Origin of the sequence: Ferdinandcohnia sp. FSL W7-1320 (genome assembly GCF_038050315.1) — a bacterium.
GTDB classification, from domain to species: Bacteria; Bacillota; Bacilli; order Bacillales; family Bacillaceae_L; genus Ferdinandcohnia; species Ferdinandcohnia aciditolerans.
The window spans coordinates 4,002,113-4,026,675 of sequence record NZ_JBBPAM010000001.1 but is presented as its reverse complement, the minus strand read 5'-3'; the positions used below and the strand labels follow the sequence as shown (position 1 = coordinate 4,026,675).

20 protein-coding genes are annotated in these 24,563 nt (G+C 37.0%); 19 read left to right on the top strand and 1 reads right to left on the bottom strand.

From position 1 onward, the window contains the following. Positions 1-150 precede the first annotated feature (150 nt). From pruA to NST91_RS19700, 12 genes are all read left to right on the top strand, one after another. Positions 151-1,698: an L-glutamate gamma-semialdehyde dehydrogenase gene (pruA, locus tag NST91_RS19755; protein ID WP_341332506.1), complete on the top strand. Its 1,548-nt coding sequence runs from the start codon at positions 151-153 to the stop codon at positions 1,696-1,698. Positions 1,699-1,761: 63 nt separating this feature from the next. After that, on the top strand, positions 1,762-2,967 hold the full coding sequence (locus NST91_RS19750) for an ornithine--oxo-acid transaminase (protein WP_445724516.1): 1,206 nt from the start codon (positions 1,762-1,764) through the stop codon (positions 2,965-2,967). A 476-nt stretch (positions 2,968-3,443) separates the two neighbouring features. Beyond that, complete coding sequence (locus tag NST91_RS19745; RefSeq protein ID WP_341332504.1) at positions 3,444-4,466, top strand: DctP family TRAP transporter solute-binding subunit; 1,023 nt, start codon at positions 3,444-3,446, stop codon at positions 4,464-4,466. Positions 4,467-4,556: 90 nt separating this feature from the next. After that, on the top strand, positions 4,557-5,036 hold the full coding sequence (locus NST91_RS19740) for a TRAP transporter small permease (RefSeq protein ID WP_341332503.1): 480 nt from the start codon (positions 4,557-4,559) through the stop codon (positions 5,034-5,036). Next, positions 5,033-6,316, top strand: coding sequence for a TRAP transporter large permease (locus NST91_RS19735; protein ID WP_341332502.1), 1,284 nt, complete (start codon positions 5,033-5,035; stop codon positions 6,314-6,316). The genes NST91_RS19740 and NST91_RS19735 overlap by 4 nt, the downstream gene beginning before the upstream one ends. A gap of 12 nt (positions 6,317-6,328) precedes the next feature. Beyond that, positions 6,329-6,676, top strand: coding sequence for a cupin domain-containing protein (locus tag NST91_RS19730; protein WP_341332501.1), 348 nt, complete (start codon positions 6,329-6,331; stop codon positions 6,674-6,676). Positions 6,677-6,824: 148 nt separating this feature from the next. Beyond that, a complete protein-coding gene (locus tag NST91_RS19725; RefSeq protein WP_341332500.1) occupies positions 6,825-8,006 on the top strand; it encodes an aminotransferase A in 1,182 nt (393 codons plus the stop codon). A 32-nt stretch (positions 8,007-8,038) separates the two neighbouring features. Continuing rightward, complete coding sequence (locus NST91_RS19720) at positions 8,039-8,713, top strand: GntR family transcriptional regulator (RefSeq protein WP_341332499.1); 675 nt, start codon at positions 8,039-8,041, stop codon at positions 8,711-8,713. A 141-nt stretch (positions 8,714-8,854) separates the two neighbouring features. Next, positions 8,855-10,498: a M20/M25/M40 family metallo-hydrolase gene (locus NST91_RS19715; protein WP_341332498.1), complete on the top strand. Its 1,644-nt coding sequence runs from the start codon at positions 8,855-8,857 to the stop codon at positions 10,496-10,498. 336 nt (positions 10,499-10,834) lie between these two features. Further along, positions 10,835-11,974, top strand: coding sequence for an acyl-CoA dehydrogenase family protein (locus tag NST91_RS19710; protein ID WP_341332497.1), 1,140 nt, complete (start codon positions 10,835-10,837; stop codon positions 11,972-11,974). A 54-nt stretch (positions 11,975-12,028) separates the two neighbouring features. Next, positions 12,029-13,648 (top strand): long-chain fatty acid--CoA ligase, encoded by a 1,620-nt coding sequence (locus NST91_RS19705; protein ID WP_341332496.1) that lies wholly within the window; start codon positions 12,029-12,031, stop codon positions 13,646-13,648. A gap of 669 nt (positions 13,649-14,317) precedes the next feature. After that, complete coding sequence (locus NST91_RS19700; RefSeq protein WP_341332495.1) at positions 14,318-15,106, top strand: enoyl-CoA hydratase; 789 nt, start codon at positions 14,318-14,320, stop codon at positions 15,104-15,106. Positions 15,107-15,179: 73 nt separating this feature from the next. On the opposite strand, the gene NST91_RS19695 is transcribed toward NST91_RS19700, so the two are convergent. Next, positions 15,180-15,362 carry a YhzD family protein gene (locus NST91_RS19695; protein ID WP_341332494.1) on the bottom strand — a complete coding sequence of 61 codons (183 nt, stop codon included), beginning with the start codon at positions 15,360-15,362 and terminating at the stop codon, positions 15,180-15,182. 159 nt (positions 15,363-15,521) lie between these two features. Here NST91_RS19695 and NST91_RS19690 point away from each other — a divergent pair, with 159 nt between their 5' ends. The 7 genes from NST91_RS19690 to NST91_RS19660 all read left to right on the top strand — a co-directional run bounded on the left by NST91_RS19690 (position 15,522) and on the right by NST91_RS19660 (position 24,483). Next, complete coding sequence (locus NST91_RS19690) at positions 15,522-16,421, top strand: ABC transporter ATP-binding protein (RefSeq protein WP_341332493.1); 900 nt, start codon at positions 15,522-15,524, stop codon at positions 16,419-16,421. Next, positions 16,414-17,667, top strand: a complete 1,254-nt coding sequence (locus tag NST91_RS19685; RefSeq protein ID WP_341332492.1) for an ABC transporter permease — start codon at positions 16,414-16,416, stop codon at positions 17,665-17,667. The genes NST91_RS19690 and NST91_RS19685 overlap by 8 nt, the downstream gene beginning before the upstream one ends. Positions 17,668-17,816: 149 nt before the next feature. Beyond that, on the top strand, positions 17,817-19,049 hold the full coding sequence (locus tag NST91_RS19680; RefSeq protein ID WP_341332491.1) for a metallophosphoesterase family protein: 1,233 nt from the start codon (positions 17,817-17,819) through the stop codon (positions 19,047-19,049). 4 nt (positions 19,050-19,053) lie between these two features. Further along, complete coding sequence (locus NST91_RS19675; RefSeq protein ID WP_341332490.1) at positions 19,054-22,071, top strand: ATP-binding protein; 3,018 nt, start codon at positions 19,054-19,056, stop codon at positions 22,069-22,071. A 78-nt stretch (positions 22,072-22,149) separates the two neighbouring features. Next, on the top strand, positions 22,150-23,094 hold the full coding sequence (gene yhaM, locus NST91_RS19670; protein ID WP_341332489.1) for a 3'-5' exoribonuclease YhaM: 945 nt from the start codon (positions 22,150-22,152) through the stop codon (positions 23,092-23,094). A 100-nt stretch (positions 23,095-23,194) separates the two neighbouring features. Further along, complete coding sequence (locus NST91_RS19665; RefSeq protein ID WP_341332488.1) at positions 23,195-24,037, top strand: hypothetical protein; 843 nt, start codon at positions 23,195-23,197, stop codon at positions 24,035-24,037. Between the two features lie 86 nt (positions 24,038-24,123). Beyond that, positions 24,124-24,483, top strand: coding sequence for a YtxH domain-containing protein (locus NST91_RS19660; protein ID WP_341332487.1), 360 nt, complete (start codon positions 24,124-24,126; stop codon positions 24,481-24,483). Positions 24,484-24,563: the final 80 nt, after the last annotated feature.

The window sequence follows — 24,563 nt, the reverse complement described above, 5'->3', positions numbered from 1 at the left end:
AAAAAATTTGCGGTTAGGAGCAAAAAAAATTAGCGTAGCAAAATAAATTTGCTCTAAAAGTTTTTAAAACGGTGACTGAATGTGTTTGTAAAGTTGGCACACTTCTTGCATAAATGTAGGTTGACCAAAAAATTAATGGGGGATGAAAAGATGGTACAGCCATATAAACATGAAGCATTTACAGATTTTTCTATCGAGGCTAATCAAGACGCATACAAAAAGGGATTACAAACAGTAGAAAGTTACTTAGGCCAAGATTATGATTTATTAATCGGGGGAGAGCGAATTACTACTGACGATAAAATTATATCAATTAATCCAGCTAATAAAGAAGAAGTCGTTGGACGCGTATCAAAAGCAAATCGTGAGTTAGCTGAAAAGGCTATGCAAGCGGCTGTGGAAGCTTTTAAAACATGGAAAAAGGTGTCAGCGGAAACACGTGCGGACGTATTATTTAAAGCGGCTGCTATCATTCGCCGCCGTAAACATGAGTTTTCTGCTTTACTTACGAAAGAAGCAGGAAAGCCATGGAGAGAAGCAGATGCTGATACAGCTGAAGCTATTGACTTTCTTGAATTTTACGGTAGGGAAATGCTAAGAATCAAAGATGGTGTTAAAGTAAACAGCCGTCCGAATGAATTTAATCGTTATGATTATATTCCATTAGGTGTTGGTGTTATCATTTCTCCTTGGAACTTCCCGCTTGCCATCATGGCTGGAACAACTGTAGCTGCAATTGTTGCTGGCAATACTGTTCTATTAAAACCTGCTTCTACAACTCCAATTGTGGCAGCGAAATTTGTTGAAGTGATGGAAGAGGCAGGTCTTCCTGCAGGTGTTCTTAATTTTGTTCCTGGAAACGGTTCTGAAGTTGGAGATTATTTAGTTGATCATAAAGATACTCGTTTCATTTCATTCACAGGTTCTCGTGACGTTGGACTACGAATCAACGAGCGCGCATCTAAATTGAATGACGGCCAAATCTGGATCAAACGTGTAATCGCTGAAATGGGCGGTAAAGACACAATCGTTGTAGATAAAGAGGCCGATCTTGAATTAGCAGCTCAATCTATTGTGTCTTCAGCGTTTGGTTTCTCTGGACAAAAATGTTCAGCATGTTCCCGTGCAGTTATTGTCGAAGATGTATATGATGAAGTGCTAAGCCGTGTTGTTGAATTAACAAATGAATTAACACAAGGGGATCCAGCAGATTATCGTAATTACATGGCTACAGTGATTGACCAAAATGCATTTGATAAAATCATGAGCTATATTGAAATTGGTAAGAAAGAAGGAAAGCTAATGACAGGTGGAGAAGGAGACAGCTCCAAAGGCTTCTTCATTAAGCCGACGGTATTCGCTGACCTTACCCCAGACGCACGTATCATGAAGGAAGAAATCTTTGGACCAGTAGTCGGCTTCACAAAAGCAAAGGATTTCGATCATGCTATTGAAATTGCGAATGACACGGAATACGGCTTAACAGGTGCAGTAATTACAAACAACCGTGTCAACATTCAAAAAGCACGTGAAGATTTCCATGTAGGTAACCTTTACTTTAACCGTGGTTGTACGGGTGCAATTGTTGGCTACCAGCCTTTTGGTGGATTCAACATGTCAGGAACAGACTCAAAAGCAGGCGGACCTGACTACATTCAGTTGCATATGCAAGCAAAAACAACTTCTGAAATGTATTAGGAACGCGTACTTAACCAAATACTTTCTATTAAACTCAAAATCTCGTGGGGAGAGAATAGTATGATGACTCAAACAAGAAAATCACAAACATTAATAGAGCAATCTGAAAAATTTGGTGCACACAATTATAACCCGCTTCCAGTTGTAATTTCAAAAGCTGAAGGAGTATGGGTGGAAGATCCTGAAGGCAATAAATATATGGATATGTTGAGTGCTTATTCTGCAGTTAATCAGGGGCACCGCCACCCAAAAATCATTCAGGCGTTAAAAGAACAGGCTGATCGTGTGACATTAACCTCTCGTGCATTTCATAATGACCAGCTTGGCCCATGGTATGAAATGATTTGTAAATTAACAAGGAAAGAAATGGCTTTACCTATGAATACTGGGGCTGAAGCTGTGGAAACGGCGATTAAAGCTGCACGCCGCTGGGCATATGATGTAAAAGGTGTAGCTGAAAATCAGGCTGAGATTATTGCGTGTGTGGGTAATTTTCATGGTCGAACTATGACGGCTGTGTCACTTTCCTCTGAAGCAGAATATCAACGAGGATTTGGTCCAATGCTGCCAGGTATTAAACTAATCCCTTTTGGTGACTTAGAAGCTTTGAAAAATGCTATTACGACAAATACAGCAGCTTTCCTAGTTGAGCCTATCCAAGGTGAAGCTGGAATTGTGATTCCACCTGAAGGATTCTTAAAGAATGCATCAGAATTATGTAAAGAAAACAATGTTCTCTTTATTGTCGACGAAATACAATCCGGATTAGCTCGCTCGGGTAAAATGTTTGCATGTGACTGGGAAGATGTCAATCCTGATATGTTTATTTTAGGAAAAGCACTCGGTGGCGGGGTATTCCCGATTTCTTGTGTAGTTGCTAGCAAAGACATACTTGGCGTATTTAATCCTGGATCACACGGTTCAACTTTCGGTGGAAACCCAATGGCATGTGCCGTATCAGTTGCTTCTATGAATGTACTTATTGAAGAAAGACTGGCAGGTCGTTCTTTAGAACTTGGTGAGTATTTCATGGGGAAGTTAAAAGAAATTAATAACCCAATCATTAAAGAGGTTCGCGGTCGCGGTTTGTTTATCGGTGTAGAGCTTATAGAACCTGCCCGCATATATTGCGAAGCATTAAAAGAAGAAGGTCTTTTATGTAAAGAAACTCATGATACAGTTATTCGTTTTGCTCCTCCATTAGTAATTAGTAAAGAGGAATTAGATTGGGCAATTGAAAAAATTAGCAAAGTTTTAGATTTATGTTAACGGGAATTCGTTTTTTAATATAAAGATATCGTGGTGCCAATAGGGGGACTAGGGTGAATGTTAATAGAATATAGAATATTTTAATTCTTTATACAATTGTATTGACGTCAATTTTTATATAACGTATATTTATAACTAAGTTTAACACTTAGTGTATACGGTATACTGTATACAGTATACCGTATACTTATATTGATATTGGTAATTTAGTAGACTTTATTTAAATACTTGTTAACTTCTACACATGCTGTTCATTGGTACAATCTTTTTGCAAAACTTCCAGTTCTGAATATTTTGAATAATTGGAAATAATATGAAATCCTTGTTGTTTTCTATAGTTAGCCATCACGAAATGAAAGCAGTTACATTGAGTAACGGCAGTAAAATATTGTCTAATATGTACCTAACAATGTAATGGCAAATTGATGTGTTGGAAAACTATGAAATATAAAAAATATTAGAAGGAGGTCAAAAAAGTGAACAAAATTATATCATTTTTATGCTTATCGGTATTATTTGCATTTATTCTTGTTGGTTGTAGCAGTAATGCTGAAAAATCGAAAGGTGATGGTGGTGGTGCTGAACCTACGACAATACAACTTGGACATGCATTGTCTGAAGGTACTCCTGCTGCCGAATTAATTAAAGAAATGGCTGCGAATGTCGAGGAACAAACAGAGGGACGAGTCGTGTTCAAAGTTTTCCCGAACAGCCAGTTAGGTTCCGAAGTAGAAATGTTAGAGCAAATAAAATTAGGAACCATGGGATCAGGTGCAATCATGATTGGTTCTATGCAAAACCTAAATAAGACAATGGCGATTGAGGATTTGCCATACATGTGGGCAGATGCTGAACATGCGCGTGCTGCATATGATGGGGAATTTGGAGAATACCTAGGAAATGTGATGAAAGAAGAAGGTATGACAAAAATTGGTTATCTTGAGTGGGGCTTTAGACACATTACAAATAACCAGAAGCCAATTGTTAAGCCAGAAGACATGAAAGGTATGTCAATTCGTGTGGCTGAAACAGAACTTCGTGTAGACACTTTTGAAGAAGTTGGGGCACTTCCGACTGTTATGGCATTCAGCGAACTTTATGGTGCATTGCAGCAAGGAACAGTTGATGCACAAGAAAACCCACTTTCTAATATCGTAGCTGCTAAGTTTGACGAAGTTCAAGAATATCTATCACTTTCTGGTCACTTCTACAATACAGTAATGATGGTTGTTGATACTGATGTTTGGGGGAAAATCTCAGCAGAAGATCAAGAAATAATTCTAGCAGAAGCAGATAGAATTTCTAAGGAAGTTCGAACTGTAAATGATTCTAAAGAACAAGAATACATTGACACACTCAAAGAACGTGGAATGAAGGTTAATGATGATGTTGATAAGGAAGCATTCCGTGAAGCAATGCTACCAGTCTATGACAAATGGGAAAAAGAAGTATTTGGTACTGAGTTAATGGACATTTACAGAGCAGCTTCCGGATATTAAGGATTAACATTCTCTCTGTTTGGGTCATAAAGATCTGAACAGGGAGAATTATTTTCCATAGGAAAAAGTATTAACTAAAGGAGCCATTCTATGATTACTAAATTAACCAATATACTTGTTAAGTTGTTGTCTACGCTTTGTATGATTATGATTACGGGCTTAACAGCTATTGTTTTTATACAGGTTATCTCAAGATATGTTGGAATTTCATTACCTGGAACAGAAGAATTGGCAAGGCTGATGGTTATTTGGCTAACATTTTTAGGGTGTAGCTTAGCCATGTATGAAAAGATACATTTATCTGTCGACTTCTTAGTTGATATGATGCCAAAAAGTATAAGCAAGAAGGTTGGTATATTTATTCAATGCATTATGATCCTCTTTTTCGGTGTATTGATGGTCTATGGATTCCGACTTTCTATATTAGCATGGGGCTCGACATCTTCTACATTGACGATACCTATGGGCCTATTTTATATCATGATTCCGATAAGTTCGATCTTTTCCATCTATTTCATCATACTTAATATGTTTGGTTCTTCTAAAAAAGGAGGAATTGTTGAATTATGATGATCATTACGATTTTAGCTCTATTCTTTTTCTTCCTTTTTCTAGGAATGCCAATTGCGTTTACGATGGGTATTGTAACGATAGGTATGCTGGTATTAACCGATGTATCATTAGAAATGATGGTGCAGCGAATGTTTGCTGGAGTTAACAACTTCTCATATCTTGCCCTCCCGTTATTTATCCTAGCAGGTAACATCATGGGTAAAGGTGGTTTAACGAAGCGTTTGATGGGATTAGCAAATGCTCTAGTTGGGAAGTTGCCAGGGGGACTTGGGATGACGGCAGTTGTTACTAGCGCCTTATTTGGTGCCGTGTCGGGTTCAACTGTTGCGACAACATATGCGGTAGGATCTGTTATTGTACCTCGTATGAAAGAACAAAACTACAGCAGAGGCTTTATTGCAAGTATCGTTGGTCCTTCGGGTGTCTTAGGATTAATTATTCCTCCAAGTATAACAATGGTTATCCTTGGCATAACAGCTAATATCTCTATTGGGGATTTATTTCTTGCCGGATTTTTACCTGGTATTATACTTGTTATTCTTTTATGTATCTATGTTGCCTTTATGTCTAAACGTAAAAACTTTGGGGTCATCCACCAAGAAAAAATAAGTGGAAAAGAATTTTTAAAGATTTGTAGGGAAGCGTTCTTCCCGCTAATGACACCGGTATTTATTCTTGCTGGGATATTTAGTGGCCTTGTCACAGCAACCGAAGCAGCTGTTGTTGCGGTAGTATATGGCTTTATTTTGTCCTTGTTCTATAAAGAATTAACGTATAAAAAGTTTAAGCAAATCATGGTCAGTTCAGCTTCGACATCAGCAACAATATTAATTATTATTTCTGTTGCGAATGCATTTACATATGTGTTAACAACAAATCAAATCCCTGCAATGATTTCAGAATTCTTCTTGCAGTATGCCCATACTCCACTTCAATTCTTATTGGTTGTTTCATTAATTCTGTTCATTTTAGGTACGCTTACTGAAGTAACCTCATTAATTATATTGTTGAGTCCGATTTTTATGCCGATTGCGATGCAGTATGGCATCGACCCAATTCACTTCGGAATGGTATTGTGCATGAACTTTGCGTTAGCAAATGTAACACCGCCAGTTGGTCTGTCCTTAATTGCCGGATGTAGTATCACTGATCGTAAAATGGGAATTGAGCATACATTCCCATATGTATTACATGTAATTGGAATTTTAATTATTTTTGTATTGTTAATTATATTCGTTCCAGCTATTTCAACATTTATGCCAGCATTGTTCAGATAGAAGGTGAATCAATTGATTAGAAAAACAGAGAAGAAAAAGATTATTGAAAATCCACGTGGAGGAGAGGGCACCATTGAGTTATATGAAATCTTTGGTTCAGATGAAACGTTGGGTAATGTTTCTCTTTTTGCCAAGGTTGTTTTGAAACCACAAACAATAATTGGGTTCCATGAACATCATGGTGAGGCCGAGGTTTACTATGTGACGAAAGGGAAGGGCTTTTTCATAAGGAATAATCAAGAACGCATTGCTGTCAAAGCAGGCGATGCGTGCATGATGGAAGTTGGCCATGGTCATGGAATGGAAAATCCGAATGATGAAGAAATGGAAATCATCGCGGTAGTTTACCCTGAAAGGTAGGGAAAACGAAGGGAAATTTCATGAAGGTAATTGAGGCTAGTGAAATCTGACTGGGGATTTTAGAAAAGGTTCAACATGAAGTGAGTGCAACACATACCTACTTAAGGATTATTACTATCCACACGTAACAGTAAAAAGGGGGATAACGATGGATATTTTATTGAATAAAAGGGTTACGGATATTCAGGTTCCCAGTATAAGAAAATTTTCTAATATGGTTGCCGACTATCCTAATTCGATTAATCTAACCCTTGGACAGCCTGATTTTAGCACACCTGAGCATATTAAAGAAGCAGGGATTTCAGCAATAAGACAGAATTTAACTTCATATACTCATAACGCAGGGTTAATCGACCTTAGACAAGCTGCAAGTGACTTTTTGAAACATAAATACGGCTTACAATACGATGCCGAAACAGAAATCATTGTAACGAACGGGGCGACTGAGGCAATTGATACAGCCTTTCGTACTATTTTGAGAGAGGGAGACGAAGTCCTTCTTCCAGTTCCTATTTATCCAGGTTACGAACCGCTCATCAAATTATGCGGCGCTACTCCAGTATATATTGATGTGACGCAGGATCAATTTAAGCTTAATGCTGAGTTGATTAAAAGCAAACTTACGGAAAAAACACGCTGTTTGGTTCTTTGCTCTCCATCTAATCCATTAGGAAGCATGTTAGATGAACAAAATTTGAATGAAATTGCTAGTCTTCTAATGGAAAAGGATATTTTCATAGTTTCAGATGAAATTTACAGTGAGCTGACTTTTGACAAAAAGCATTATTCTATCGCTGCTATCCCTGGAATGAGAGAAAAGACAATTGTCATTAACGGTCTTGCAAAGTCTCATTCGATGACAGGGTGGAGAATTGGTTTTACCTTTGCACCAGCTTATTTATCTGAAGAAATGCTAAAAATTCATCTTTATAATTCAGTTTGTGCAAGCACAATTAGCCAGTATGCAGCAATTGAAGCACTCACAAATGGAATAAATGACGCAAACGAAATGGCTGTAGAATACAGGAAAAGAAGAGATTATGTTTGTGACCGTTTAATGAAGATGGGACTTGATGTAATAAAACCAGAAGGTGCTTTTTATGTTTTTCCTTCAATAAAAAGCACAAATATGACTTCAGAGAATTTTTCGTTAAAGCTATTACAAGAAGCAAAAGTTGCTGTTGTTCCGGGTAATGGATTTACCGAGTTTGGTGAAGGATTTATCAGAATTTCTTATGCAGCCTCTATGGAAATGCTACAAGAAGCTTTAGATAGATTAGAGCTATTTATGGATAGCATTATGAAAAACAGAACAGTAGAGAAATGTTAATAAGATGAAGTATGGTAACAGGAAAGTTTTAAATGAAAAAGGGGATTATGATGCAAAAACTGAAATCTGCTGGTTCATTATCTGATCAAGCGTACGATGTAATTAAAAATGCCATTATCAATAATGAAATAAAACCTTTGGAATATTTAACTGAAGAACATTTAGGAGAAAAACTGGGGATAAGCCGGACTCCTATTCGTACGGCTTTAAAAAGGTTAGTATATGAAGGTCTGGTTGAGATGGAATTAAACAAACAGACTAGAGTTCGAGCAATTTCAATAGAAGAAGCACAAGACTATCAGGTTTTGAGAGAATCGCTGGAACCTTTAGCAGCAAAACTTGCCTGCATAACCATTGATGCTGAGCAGTTAGAGTTTTTAAAAGAGATATGTATTCAACAGCAGGAAAGTATCGTCGAAAAGAACTTTAGTCAATTCATTAATTTGGATACCCAATTTCACAGCTATCTTGCCGAGTTCACAAATAATCATAAATTAAAGGAATTTATTAATTCTCTTCGCATTCAGATGCAAAGATATATAATTTTAACGAATACAATACGAACGAGTGCGACTGAAGCCATTGAAGAACATTTTCAAATTATAACCGCTTTAGAAAGAAAAGACCCTGAAGAAGCAGCAACATGTATGGCTAATCATATAAAAAATATATCCAATCGACTTGGTCTTACTGCAAAAGAAGAATAAATATCACTGCCAAGACGCTCTAGGTAAAAAGATACATACTGGAGCTTCTTGCACAATTTTAAACCAAAAGTCATTTTTTTACATGTTTATTGTATACAAATACAAATGCAAATACAATAATGAAAAAGGGGTTAGAAGGAAATGACGGAATATCAGTGGGCAACAAAAGAAGGGCTTCGTCAATTGCTATGCGAGGTAGTTAGTTGGGATAGTAGGACACTCACAGCGGGAGAAAGGGATTTCCCCGCTAAAGTATCAGAAAAACTGAAAAGTCTGCCTTACTTTCAAGAGAATCCCTCTCATCTTGATCTTCATGATGCAGATCTTGGCAGAAGATTTGTAACCGCTTTATACAAACACCCTGAAGCAGAGGAAACAATTGTACTTATTAGCCATTTTGATACAGTATATACGGATGAATACGGTGATATAGAGGAATTTGCTTTTCGTCCAGAGGAATTAACACAATTACTTCATAGCCGAATCGACAGTTTGCCTGAGGATGCACAAAAGGATCTTCTTTCTGGTGAGTATTTATTTGGACGAGGCACGATGGATATGAAAATGGGACTTGTCATGCATATGGGGATAATTGAAAAGGCTACTACAGAAAAATGGCCAATTAATCTTGTTCTATTAACTGTTCCAGATGAAGAGGTTAATTCTTCGGGAATGCGAGCAGCTGTGTCGAAGTTAGTAGAAATGCGTGAACAACATGCCCTCAATTATAAGCTTTTCTTAAACGGTGAGCCGGTATTTAGTCAGCAACCAGGAGACCCTAACTATTATATTTACTCAGGGTCAATCGGAAAGATTATGCCGTCAGTGTTTTTTTACGGACGTGAAACCCACGTAGGTGAACCACTTAGTGGTATTACCGCAAACTATATTGCTTCGTTTATGACAAAGGAAATGGAATGGAACGCCAAGCTTCAGGAAACGGTGATGGGGGAGAAGACTCCACTTCCTGTTACGCTGCAGCAAAAGGATTTGAAAATGGAGTACTCAACCCAGACTCCATTCCGTGCAGTCGCATTGTACAACGTGTTTTTAATGAAACGAAATGCAGCAGAAATTATGGATATTTTTGAAGGCATTGCTAGAAATGCTGCAAAGTCTTGTAACGAAGACTATCAAAAAATCTGTTCCACTCAGGGCGTCAAGCCTGTAGGAGAAATTCGTGTTTACCGCTATGAGGAACTACTAGATTACGCTATTCGAAAACTTGGCCAAGACTTTGTTGAATCAGTTAAGACCGAAATTCTCGGGAATAACGAGTGGAGTGATCGAGATAAATCCTTCCAAATTGTTGATTCATTGATGATTGAGTGTCAAGAGCTTTCACCGGCGATGGTTTTACTCTATGCACCTCCATATTATCCTGCTGTAAATTCGTCTGATTGTGACTTTATTATTGAATGTGTAGATTATGTCAAGTCACATAGCATGGAGAAGTTTGAATTACCAGTAAAGCAAGTTCACTATTTCAATGGCATAAGCGATCTTAGTTACGTGAACTACAAGGAAGAAGGCGAAGGTTGGACTTCTTTCATCTCCAATACACCGGTTTGGGGTGGGAACTACAGCATCCCATTTGAGGAAATGAAACAACTTCAGGCACCCGTATTGAATGTCGGGCCATTCGGCAAAGATGCCCACAAGCGAACAGAACGCCTTCATATGAAGAGTGCTTTCGAAGAGGTACCTTCTCTTGTAGAGGGGTTAATCCGCCATATTTCAAATTCGGCAGGTGCTTGTCAAAACTCTATTAGTAATTCTTTATAGGAATATATATAATAGTAAATATTACCTTTTAAAATGATACCAATAGATAGGACACTTGAAAAATTGTGTTTTATCTATAGGTATTTTTTTTATACTTAAAACTAAATATTTGGGGATTAGGTCTTTTTTCTTTTCAAAAAGGAGGATTTTTCTGTGAAATGAGGAATTATTCAAGTACTGGAACTCATAAAGTTAAACAGACTCCTTTTTATTAAATGTAAACGCTTTCTATTTTGTTTCTATTAGACAAGACTTTCACAAAAATACCACATTATATTTACCCATCATGAAACATACATTGATAAAAACAAACCCTTATTACTAGGAGGGATAATAATGACGGCACGTTATTTACAAGACGAGCATCATATATTTCGGGATGCCTTTCAAAAGTTTCTTGAAAAAGAAGCATATCCCTTTTATAACGATTGGGAAAAAAACGGGATAATCCCTCGTTCTTTTTGGACGAAAATGGGAGAGAATGGCTTTTTATGTCCATGGGTTGATGAAAAATATGGAGGCCTTAATGCTGATTTTGGCTATACTGTCGTCATTAACGAAGAGCTTGAACGAGTTGGAGCAAGCATGATAGGAATAGGACTTCATAGTGATATCGTGGTCCCTTATTTAAATGAATATGGCACAGAGGAACAAAAACAAAGATGGTTGCCAACATGTATATCAGGTGAAATGATTACAGCAATAGCGATGACAGAGCCAGGTGCTGGTTCTGATTTGGCAGGGATTAAAACGACTGCTGTAAAGAATGGTGTCCATTACATTGTAAACGGTCAGAAAACATTTATAACAAACGGCATTCATGCGGATTTAGTCGTTGTTGTTTGTAAAACAGATCCGAAAGAAAAACATAAAGGAATTAGTTTGTTAGCAATTGAAAAAGATACCCCAGGATTTACTCGTGGAAGGAAACTCGATAAGGTTGGTCTTCATGCCCAAGATACAGCAGAACTGATTTTTGAAGATGCAATTGTTCCTGCTGAAAATCTTATTGGAATTGAGGGGAAGGGCTTTTATTACTTGATGCAACAGCTCCAGCAAGAACGATTAATTGTTGCAATATCCGCTCAAATTGCAGCTGAAACAATGCTAAAGCTAACAATGAAATATGTTAAAGAGCGTGATGCTTTTGGGCGGCCAATTAGTAAATTCCAACATATTCAATTTAGACTTGCAGAGATGGCAACTGAAGTTGAAATAGGTAGAACCTTTTTAGATGATTTGATTGAGAAACATATCGCAGGAAAGGATGTGGTGACAAAGGTTTCCATGGCAAAATGGTGGTTAACCGATATGGCAAAAAAAGTCGCAGCTGAATGTATGCACCTACATGGTGGATACGGATATATGGAGGAATACGAGATAGCGAGACGGTATCGTGACACACCAGTATCGGCGATTTATGCAGGGACAAATGAAATCATGAAAACGATAATCGCAAAAAATATGGGGCTATAAGTTTACGAGAGTAACTTGCCTTTTTCAAATAATTTTGAAGTGGGGGAATGGATTATGATGAATGTACCATTGCTAGTTTCATCAATGCTCGAGCGTGCAGAGAGGTATTTTCCAAAGAAAACTGTTGTTTCGAGAACTTCAAATGGAATTGTAACTCATACTTATAAAGAGATAGGTGAACGAACAAGAAGATTATCAAGTGCACTTGACAAAATCGGGGTAAGTAAAGGTGAGCGTGTCGGAACATTAGCATGGAATCATCATCGTCATCTAGAAGCTTATTTTGCGATTCCTGGTATTGGTGCAGTTCTTCATACCATCAATATCCGCATTTCACCTGCGCATATAGTCTACATCATCAATCACGCAGAAGATAAGGTACTGCTTTTTGATGAAGATCTACTTCCATTATTAGAAAAGGTTAAGGATCAATTAAAAACAGTTGAGGCGTTCATCATTATGACTGATAAGGATGAATTGCCAGAAACAAACTTAGAACCACTTTATCATTATGAAAAAATTGTAAATGAAGGAAACCCTACTTTCGAATTTAAGAAAGACCTTGATGAAAATGATCCTGTAGGGATGTGCTACACCTCTGCAACAACTGGTAATCCGAAAGGGGTTGTCTATTCAAATCGCGGAGTTGTCTTACACAGTATGGCACTAGGTTTAGCCGATGGTTCAGGATTGACGGAAAGTGATATTGCGATGCCAGTTGTTCCGATGTTCCACGTAAATGCCTGGGGATTACCTTTTGCGGCGGTGTGGTTTGGAACCACTCTCGTTATGCCGGGACCCTATTTTACTCCAAAGGTATTGGCTGAATTAATAGATTCCGAGAAAGTAACAATGACTGCGGGTGTACCAACAATCTGGCTTGGGCTTCTTAATGAACTAGAACAAGGCAGCTACGATACAAGCAGTCTAACTCGTATTTTATGTGGTGGTTCTGCAGCTCCAAAGGGGCTTATTAAAGCGTTTGAAACAAAATACAAAATCCCGTTTATCCATGCTTATGGGATGACAGAAACAACACCACTTGTTGTTTTGTCGCGTCTAAAAAGCTATCAAAATAATCTATCAGAAGAGGAAAAATTAGAAATACGCTCGAAACAAGGCTCTATCGTCCCCCTCGTTGAAATGAAAGTTGTAGGGGCAAATGGAGAAGTGGCCAATGACGGTAAAGAAATGGGAGAGTTATTGTTAAGAGGAAATTGGATTGCGGATGAGTATTATAAGGATGAGCGAACAAATGATGCGTTCCGAGATGGGTGGTTACATACCGGAGATGTAGTCACAGTAGATGAAGAAGGAATTGTGAAGATTGTTGATCGAACAAAGGATCTAATCAAGAGTGGTGGAGAATGGATATCCTCTGTTGATATTGAGAATGCACTTATGGCCCATGAGGCAGTATTTGAAGCGGCGGTTATTGCAGTACCGCATGAAAGATGGCAAGAACGGCCAGTTGCATGTGTAGTGTTAAAAGATGCTGCAAAGGACCAAATTACAAAGGATGAGCTATATGAGTTTCTAAAGCCACAATTTGCGAAATGGTGGTTGCCAGATGACATCATCTTCATGGATGATATCCCGAAAACATCAGTAGGAAAGTTCTTGAAAAGAGCCCTTCGAGACCAACTGAAAGACCATCTATCACAAGTTAAGTAAACATGTAGGACACCTCGAAAGAAACTGTATGAAGAGGATCGGAACTAGATAAAACCAGGAGATGGCGTTATCACAAAGATGGAAAAGAGGTTCGGTATTGGGCAAAACTAGGAGATAGCGAACCCGGAAAGATGGAAAAGAGGTTCGGTATTGGGCAAAACTAGGAGATTGTGAACCTGGAAATATGGAAAAGAGGTTCGGTATTGGGTAAAACTAGGAGATAGCGAACCCGGAAAGATGGAAAAGAGGTTCGGTATTGGGCAAAACTAGGAGATTGTGAACCTGCAAAGATGGAAAAGAGGTTAGGTATTGGGTAAAACTAGGAGATTGTGAATCTGCAAAGATGGAAAAGAGGTTAGGTATTGGGCAAAACTAGGAGATTGTGAACCTGCAAAGATGGAAAAGAGGTTAGGTATTGGGCAAAACTAGGAGATAGCGAACCCGCAAAGATAGAAAAGAGGTTCACAACTGGATAACTTTAGGAGATAGCGAACCCGGAAATTCGCAAACTCAATATAGAGGTAAAAATTCTGGGTAAATTTAGTAGATAACTAACTTGCAAAAGGGTCATCCAAAAACTTTGGATGACCTTATCAATTTGTTGAAAACGGTTTCTTTTAAGGTAATATCATTATATAATAGTAGAAACACCACTAAGGGGGCTTAATAATGGCAATCGAACAAGTAGAAAAAGTGTTTCTTCATATTGATGAGCGAGTAGCCTATCTTACTCTAAATCGCCCAGAAGCACTAAATTCGATGGATATTGAAATGCTTAACCAAATTTTACATAGTTTAAAAGAAGTAGCTGCCAACGATGGAGTGGATATCCTTGTATTGGCTGGTAGTGGACGAGGCTTTTCAGCTGGTGGAGATATTAAAACAATGTTAAGTTCAACTGACGAAAGTGCTTTTGCACCTGTGATGGAACTTATTTCAGAAATAATGAAAACGCTATACTTGTTACCGAAGCTAGTAATCAGCGCAATCCATGGACCAGCTGCTGGCCTTGGGTTAAGCTTTGCGTTAGGTGCTGATTACATCATAGCTGATCGACAATCCAGATTAGCTATGAACTTTATCGGAATCGGCCTAATTCCTGATGGTGGTGCACATTTCTTTCTTGAAAAAAGACTTGGCGAAGCAAGAGCAAAACATTTAATTTGGGAAGGAAAGCAATTGTCTCCTGGTGAAGCCTTGCACCTCGGATTAATTGATGAGGTTGCAGAGGAAGAACTGCAAACAGCAGTCATTCATAAGGTGAAAAAGTGGAAAAAGAAACCTGTACTTGCCATGATTCAAACTAAGTCTATCTACAATCAAATGCACTTATCAGAGCTTGAAAAAATATTGGAATTAGAAAAACACGGACAGTATGCAATGAGAAGTACGAAGGATCACCGTGAGGGCATTCAAGCCTTTTTAGAAAAAAGAAAACCAGTTTTTAAAGGTGAATAATGAAAAAATCCCGTTGAAAGCACAGCGGGATTTTTTAATAAATAAAAACAGGTACCCCAAATTGGGTGCCTGCCTAACGATGAAATAACACTAATTTTCCTGCTGTGCTTGTGCAACGATGTGTTGTTTCTAAATAGTTTTTTTCTATCAGTATTCTTTCGCCAGTTTCCTTTGCCTCTTTTTCAGTAGCAGCTTCAAATGTTTCTTCGAGTAATTTTTCTCCCGTTTTATCAAACACTGTTAACACATAGTTCATATCAGAGTCCCCCATAAATAAAGTTAAAATTCAGATACTTAAAGTGTAGTTGATTGCAAGTTCCAGCGCAATATATACAATAAATAAATGTGTTATGATAATTTTTGAAACTTTTTCCTAACTCATTCGTAAAAAACAACAGGAAAAGGAGGAGTCGAAATGGCATTACAGCTAGAAAATGTGACAAAACGATTCGGTAGCTTCACAGCAGTAGATAACCTATCAATCGAAATTCCTGAGCGTGAAATGTTTGGATTTCTAGGCGCCAATGGGGCAGGAAAGACAACAACATTTCGAATGATACTTGGATTATTAGATGCCAGTGATGGCCGAATTAGTTGGGATGGAAAAAAGATTAATTACGATACAAGCCATATGATTGGGTACTTACCAGAAGAAAGAGGACTTTACCCAAAAATGAAGGTGCGTGATCAACTTGTGTACCTTGCGAGACTACGCGGTATGCAAAAACAGGATATTTTAAAACAAATTGATTACTGGTTAGAACGATTTAAGGTTCCTGAATATGCGACAAAAAAAGTTGAGGAATTATCAAAAGGGAACCAGCAAAAAATACAGTTTATTGCATCTGTTATTCATAAGCCGAAGTTACTAATTCTTGATGAACCATTCAGCGGGCTTGACCCTGTGAATGTAGAGCTTCTAAAAGAAGCCGTTGTGGATTTGAAAAATGAAGGGACCTCAATTGTATTTTCAAGTCACCGGATGGAACATGTTGAGGAATTATGTGAACATTTATGCATTATGCATCACGGCAAACCTGTTGTCCATGGTTCTCTAAAAGAAATTAAGCGTTCTTTTGGAAAGAAAAATGTCATCGTACATGCCGATTTTGATATCAGTCATTTAAAAACATTAGCAGGTGTAACAAGGGTGAAGGAAACTGCGGAGGGACTCAATTTACAGGTTGAAAGTGAACAAATATCACAAAAAATACTAGATTCTATAGTAGGAAAAGGCTTTGTTCGAAAGTTTGTATTAGAGGAACCTTCCTTAAATGATATTTTTATCGAAAAGGTAGGTGCTTCTTATGAATAAGTTTTGGATTATCCTTTTTCACACCTATGTGAGTAAATTAAAAACACAATCATTTATTATTACGACATTGATAACGGCACTCATTATCTTTGGTCTAGCAAATATTCAAACCATCATTGACAAATTTGATGAAGATGAGACAACCCATGTAGCAGTTCTTAGCGAGTCAGATGAGCTTTATCAAGCGTATGAACAGACTTTATCAGCTATGTCTAGTGATATCGTCATTGAGAAAATGGAAGGGGCAGAAGAGAATGCCCAAGAACGGGTTACTAACGAAGAATTAACCGGTTATCTTATCCTAACTGAAAGTTCAGAGGGTCTACCAGAGGGAGTTTATAAGGCACCGTCGATAACAGATTCAGAAATCACTGGGCAACTAGAACAGGCTCTTCAACAGTTGAAGGTGACAATCGCAACCACAAAAGCGGGATTAACCCCTGATCAGATTAATCAATTGTATGCACCCGTCCAATTTGATAAAGTGGCCCTTGAAGAAAACGCAAAATCGGAAGAAGAACTTAATCAAGCGCGTGGTTTAGTATACGTCCTTTTATTTGTTATCTATTTTGCAGTCATCATGTATGCAAATATGATTGCGATGGAAGTTGCTACTGAAAAATCATCTCGTGTTATGGAAATATTGATTTCGAGTGTTTCTCCTATTAAGCAAATGTTCGGTAAGATACTTGGTATTGCATTATTGAGCCTAACTCAATTTGCTGTGATTTTATTGGTCGGATATGGCTCCTTAAAGCAAAGCATGGGTGGTATGGAGGGCGGATTTTTTGAAGTATTTGGTTTTGGCGATTTGCCCGTATCAACCTTTGTTTACGCTGGTGTTTTCTTCATTTTGGGATACTTCTTATATGCAACACTTGCAGCCTTCTTAGGGTCTTTAGTAAGTCGAATTGAAGATGTTCAACAAATGATCACACCGATGACCTTGTTAATCGTAGCCGCATTTATGATTGCAATGTTTGGGCTAACAAAACCGGAATCATCCGCGATTACAATTACTTCTTATATTCCATTTTTCGCACCAATGATCATGTTTCTTCGAGTTGGTATGCTAACACTTCCAACCTGGGAAATTGCATTATCAATTGGATTACTAGTTATAACAATAACTTTACTAGCGATATTTGGAGCTAGAGTCTACCGCGGAGGAGTACTAATGTACGGTAAATCATCCTCCTTCAAAGACATCAAAAAGGCTTTACAAATTACAAAGAATGATAAATAAGCTACAAGAATTAAACCGAGGGTAATTTCCCTCGGTTTTTATATGATCTAAAACCAATATACACCCTGATAATCTCATATTAATAAGAACGTGCATTCGTATTGAGTAGGTGATAGAATATAGGTAAAAGAGTCTAAAGGAGCTAATTAATGGATGCACTTACCTTTTTACATATTGCGGATTTACATTTGGACAGCCCGTTTTCAGGGTTAACCAATCTGCCAACGAAAGTTTTTAAGCGTGTACAAGAGAGTACGTTTACCTCCTTGTCTAGATTAATCAATATTGCGATTGAGCAAAAGGTTGATTTTATCATCATTGCCGGTGATTTATTCGATGGAGAAGACCGAAGCCTCCGTGCACAATCACGATTTCGTAAAGAAATGGAACGACTTAGAGAACATGGTATTGAGGCATTTGTCACGCACGGTAATCATGACCATCTTAGTGGAAATTGGCCACATTTTGAATGGCCGAGTAATGTCCATGTGTTTCAAAATGAAAATGTCGAGGTCATTCCATATTTAAAAAATGGAGAAACCGTTGCGAATATTTATGGGTTTAGCTATGCCAAAAAAGCTGTGCTTGAAAACAAAACCAAATTTTATGAAAAGAAAGACGGTGCCACATATCATATAGGCATCTTACATGGAAGTAAAGAAGGGGAGAGTTCACATAGTCGGTATGCTCCGTTTTTGCTTTCTGACCTACAGAAAAAAGGATTTGACTATTGGGCTCTTGGACATATTCATACAAGGGAGATTTTAGCTGAAGACCCTCCTATTATTTATCCTGGCAATATTCAAGGTAGGCATAAAAAGGAAACAGGTGAAAAGGGTGGTTATCTCGTAAAACTTTCAAAAGCTAAAACAGAATATACATTTTTTCCAACATCCGACTTAGTTTGGGAAAATACGACCATCGATATTTCTGAGCTTACTAGTTTTGACCAACTTGTTGACAAATCACTTTCTCATCTTGAATCTCTCCGTAAAGAAACCCAAGGCTTATTTGTAACGATTGAATATATAGGAACCGGACCACTGCTAACACAACTTCAAGAGAATCCAATAAAAGAAGATCTCTTATCTCTTTTAAACGATGATATCTCAGAAAAGAATTTTGTCTATGTGGTGGGACTTAAACAAAATTTTCAAATACAGATCAATCGTCAAAAGTTAAAGCAGGATTCACATTTTTTTGGTGATTTATTGGAAAACATGGAAACCTATCAGGACTTTGATCATGCACTACTCCCTTTACGGAATAATCAAAGCTTCCGGAGGCATATTGATACTTTTACAAATGAAGAACTACAGGAAATACTTCATGATGCGGAGAACTTAATTCTACGAGAACTCTATTCTTCAAATAGGAGGTGACGATATGAAAATCATTGGAATTCAGGTCTATGGGTATGGAAAACTTGAAAACTTGGAACTCGGAGAGCTTTCTCCACATCTTCAGGTCTTTTTTGGTCAAAATGAAGCTGGAAAATCAACACTTATGTCGTTTATACATAGTATTTTATTTGGATTTCCAACGAAACAACAAAATGAGCAACGTTATATCCCTAAAGCAGGAGCCAAATATGGTGGAAAGCTCATTCTCCAAACTGACGAGTATGGAACAATTTTGATTGAAAGATTACCAGGTAAAGCCACAGGAGAAGTATCAGTATTTATGCCAGATGGTTCAGTTTACGGAGAAGAGTTTATATCAGAGCTCTTCCAAGGAATGGATAAAAACCTGTTTAAGAATGTTTATTCCTTTAATATTCATGGACTACAGGGTGTACATAATTTAAAGAGAGAGGACGTAGGAAGGTTTTTATTTTCTGCGGGGACAATTGGAACAGACGCCTTACTTGAATTACAAACTAAATTGGTGAAGGAAATGGATGGATTATATAAACCAAAAGGAAAGAATCCACCACTTAATATGGAACTTATCCGACTAAAGGAGGAACATGCAAAAGTTACGAAGTGGCAGGAGAAAAATAATGAATATGAATCTCTCCTGAACGAACAACAGCAACTCGAAAACGAACTTGTATCCTATGATTCCAAGATAAGTTCTTTAAAGCAAAAAATTCAAGAATCAGAAAAACTCCGATCCATTCAACCAATCGTAGAAGAATATCAAACATTACAAAATCGATTGCAAAGTTTACCAGTGTTTGAACCTTATCCCGAGGATGGGCTGAATCGCTTAGAACAACTGCAGGCGCAAATAAAACCGTATCAGGCACAATTAGCTGCTATAAATGGCCAAATTCTAGAATGGAACAAGGAAAAAAGTGAAATCAATTTTGCCAAACAATACATTGTTAACGAACAACGGATATTGGAATTGGTTGAAAATAAAAACCTATTTTATGAAAAAGAAAACAGATTTCAGCAAGTTACGATAGAACTTCAAGAGATAGAAGATGAATTAAATCAACTAATAGATCGAATAAATTTTACATTACCAGAGAAAGATGTTTTGAAATTAAATCTAAGCATTACTGCAAAAGATATGTTCTCTGAAGTTGTTTCTGAGACAGCACGACATAGGCAACAGAAGCATTTCTTAGATAACAGTTTTACACAAGTAAAAGAAGCTCTAGATAATAGCGAACAAAAGTTAAGAGACTTAAAGCAACAGGTGCTCCCAGAGGAACAACGAAAACGCTATGAAAAAAAGAAAAGCCAATATACTTCGAAGGAGAACCTAGAAAGTGAAAAGCTGTTAATTGAGGATGAGATAAAAAGAATTGATCAAAAAATGCAAAGAATGACAGCAAAAGAATCTGAAAACAAACAAAAGTATACTCGATTGTTTTATGGAATTGGTTTTACCTTATTGATTATCTCGGTTTATTTCTATGTTACAAAAGATTGGATAATTGGTGGGATATTAACTATCCTAGGTGCTCTTATGTGGCCAGTTGGGAAAACAGTAACTTCTCAGATGACATCCTCATTCATTCATGAACTCCAGGATGATAGAGAAAGATTAATGAAAAAGCTGGAGGCTATAAATGAGCAACTAACACATAGCAACTATTCAGATCATGAAGAGCTATCAGCAATACTTATTCGTGATAAGCACCTAATACAACAGATTGAAATTGAAAAAGCCACGTATCGACAAAATGAACGTGCATTAGATAAGGTATTTAAAGACTTTGAGGAATGGGAGAAAACAGAGTATTCCTTAGAGGAAAAAGCAACAAACATCAAGAAAACATATGGACTTCCACTGCAAATTTCAAATGAACGATTATTGGATGTTTTTCAAATTCTTGAAGCGATTAAGGAGAAAGCTTTAAATAAACAAAAGCTTTCTAAAGCAAAAGTAGATCTTCAAAATGAGATTTCTAACTTCCAATCTAAAATTTATACAGTTGCAAAACAGTTAAACATAGAAGACCGAAGTTCGATAAAAGTTGACCAGATAGCGATCCAATTACAAGTAGAAAAAAAGAAATATGAACAGTTATTACAGATTGATGCGAAAATAAAGGATTCAGAAGAACAAATCTTAAAGCTTAGTTTGGAAATCGAGCATCTTCAAAAGGAAATTCAAGTTCTCTGGGATATTGCGAAAGTTTCGAATGAAGAAGAGTATCGGGCAAAGGGACAAGCAAATGATACCGCAAGAGAACTGAAAGAGCGAATGAATCTCCTAATGGCGCAACTAGAACGCTTTGGTAAGTTAGTTAAGATTTGTAATATAGAAACTGATTATGAAGTTCTAATTGAGGAGATGTCAGCTGAAACCACTAGACTTCATGCAATTGAAAAAGAAAGGCAAGGTCAACTGTCAGCTATAAACCATCGGATACAAGAACTAGAAGAAGGTGGAACCTACGCAGATTTACTTCATTCTTACGAGGCAAGTAATTCTGTAGTAAAAAACTATGCTAAAAACTGGGCAACACTATCAGTTGCAAAAGATATTCTAACTAAAACAGTAGACCACTATCGAACGCTCCGCTTACCTAAGGTAATAAAAAGGGCTGAGCATTATTTTTCTATTCTTACAGATAAGAAGTACAAAAGAATTTACCTTGACAATGAAGTCGATGGTTTTCTAGTCGAGAATAATAAGGGTGTACGCTATGAGCCGTCTGAACTTAGCCAGGCAACTTCAGAGCAATTGTATATTTCGCTCAGATTTTCGCTTGCTAATACGATGCATCCCAGTCAATCATTTCCATTTATTATTGATGATAGCTTTGTTAATTTTGATTCAGGTCGTTTATCAAATGTCATCTCTTTAATTAAAGAACTGTCAAAAGAAAATCAAGTCCTCCTATTTACTTGTCATCAACACGTTTTGGAAGGATTTGGTGAAGCAAAACCTATAATACTAAGTAATGAGGGTATCATAGAATACCAAAAAAGTATGCTATAATTTTTGTAAGAAATTTGTTATTTCCTTAGTCCTCATTTTTTAGAAGTGAGAGTAAATAGATAAGCAGGGGGAGAAAATATGGTGAAGGGTATTGTTCATTATGAAGTGGGACAGCAGGTTGATGTATATTTATTTATTAAATCATCAACAAAAAGCATTGCAAGTAATGGAAAACCATTCTTAACTTTAGTATTTCAGGATAAAAGTGGAGAAATTGAAGCAAAACTTTGGGATGCAACACCTGAAGATGAGACTAACTATGCTGCTCAACAAATCGTAAGACTTGCTGGCGAGATTAATAGTTACCGAGGACGAAATCAATTGAAAATCAGAAATATCCGACCTATAACTGATTTAGATGGGGTTACTATTTCCGATTTTCTTGAAGTTGCACCAGTACCGCAGGATGAGATGGCTTCAAAAATCACACAATATATTTTTGAAATGAACAATTCAAATATCCAGAGGATTACGAGGCATTTACTGAAAAAGCATCAAGCTGCCTTTTTTGAATATCCAGCAGCAACCAAGAACCAACATGAATTCGTGTCTGGCTTAGCCTATCATGTTGTCTCAATGCTTGACTTAGCTAAAGCAATTGCTCATCTATATCCATCACTTGATACGGACTTATTATACGCAGGCATCATTTTACATGACTTAGGCAAGGTTACGGAGCTGTCAGGCCCTATTTCAACAACATATACAGTAGAAGGAAATTTATTAGGCCATATTTCAATTATGGTAAATGAAATCGGACAAGCAGCAAAGGAGCTAGGTATTGAAGGTGAAGAAGTTACGGTATTGCAGCATATTATCTTAAGCCATCATGGAAAGGCAGAATGGGGAAGCCCTAAGCCACCAATGATTAAGGAAGCGGAAGTTCTACATTATATAGATAATCTTGATGCCAAAATGAATATGTTAGATCGTGCATTAGAACGTGTAAAACCAGGCGAATTCTCAGACCGAGTCTTTGCATTGGATAATCGAAGTTTCTATAAACCAACCTTTCATAAGTAATCAATCAAGACTCGACTCACTTTTTTTATGAGTCGAGTTTTTTTATAAATAGATTTTCATCATTTATGGAAAGCTATGTAAAAAAAAGAGGTCCTGAAGAATGACAAAAGTAATACTTCTATTTTTTCTTTTTTTAATTGCATTTCATAATACAGCCATTGCGGTTACAAATGAATATGATGAGAGAGATAGCCCAATAAGCTTTAAAGTTGAAATGGTTCCTTGGGACATTGTAAATGAGATTCTTCCTAGAAAATCCTTCTTTACTATTATTGACGTTGAAACGGGCCTTCAATTTCGTGTGCAAAGAAGGGCTGGAAGCAGACATGCCGATGTTCAACCACTCACAATTGAAGACACAAAAATTATGAAAAGAATTTATAGCGGGAAATGGAGCTGGAAGCGAAGGGCGATTATTGTAAAATATGGAGATCAAATGATTGCCGCCTCAATGCACGGTATGCCACATGGTGCAGGTGCTTTAAAAAACGGCTTTCCTGGTCATTTTTGTGTGCATTTCTTAGGGAGTACCACCCACAGTTCAAAAGAACCAGATTTTGCTCATAAACTCATGTTATTAAAGGCGGGAGGCAGGTTAGACGATTACATTAATAATGCGGACCCTTATCACCTAATTGAAATTTTTGTAGCCGGTATTAATCAATCGGATCGAAAAATAATCAAACAAACCTTTATGCCGAATTCAAAAAATAAGATGCTTTACAAAACCTTAAATCAAATTACAATTTTTTCAATAACAAACATGTCCTATTTACCATTAAGCGATTTAAAAGGACTATTAAGTATGGAAATACCAGTTGAAGTCGAAATATACAGGGAAAATCAAGGGAAGGAACGAAAACGAATCGTTTTTGTACTGGTTCGGAATAGTATTGTTGACCGTTGGTATATCCAACAAAATGACTTATTACAGCAACTGTAATTTTGTAAAAAATATGAAGTTTGAAAAGGATTTCTTTAGTTTTTGTAGAATTCTGTAAATAATAGTTCTGATTTGGAGTGATTAAAATGACATCAACAAAGTCTCTATTAATTGGTGTATTAATTGGAAGTGTAATTGGTGGTGTATCCGTCCTTTTAAGTTCACCTACTTCAGGCAAGGAATTAAGAAAGGCGTTAAAAAATAATCAAAAACAAATCTCTAATTCCCTGTCTCAGGTTGTTTCCGATGGGAAATCCTTAACAGAACAGGTTTCTAGGTCAACGAAACAGGCGGTGAATACAATATCTGAGGTTTCTGGTGATATTAGTTATTTACTAAATCATTGGAAACAAGAGATTGAAGGTAATCAAAAAAATATTCAAAAAGAGCTTTCAGAAATAGAAAGCGCTTTAGAAAAACTAGAAAAAGCGGTTACAACCCCATAGAATCAAATTTTTTTCACCTAATTTAAAAATTTCGTAAATTTACATCTTTATTAATTTTTATTTTATTGGCATAATAGTAA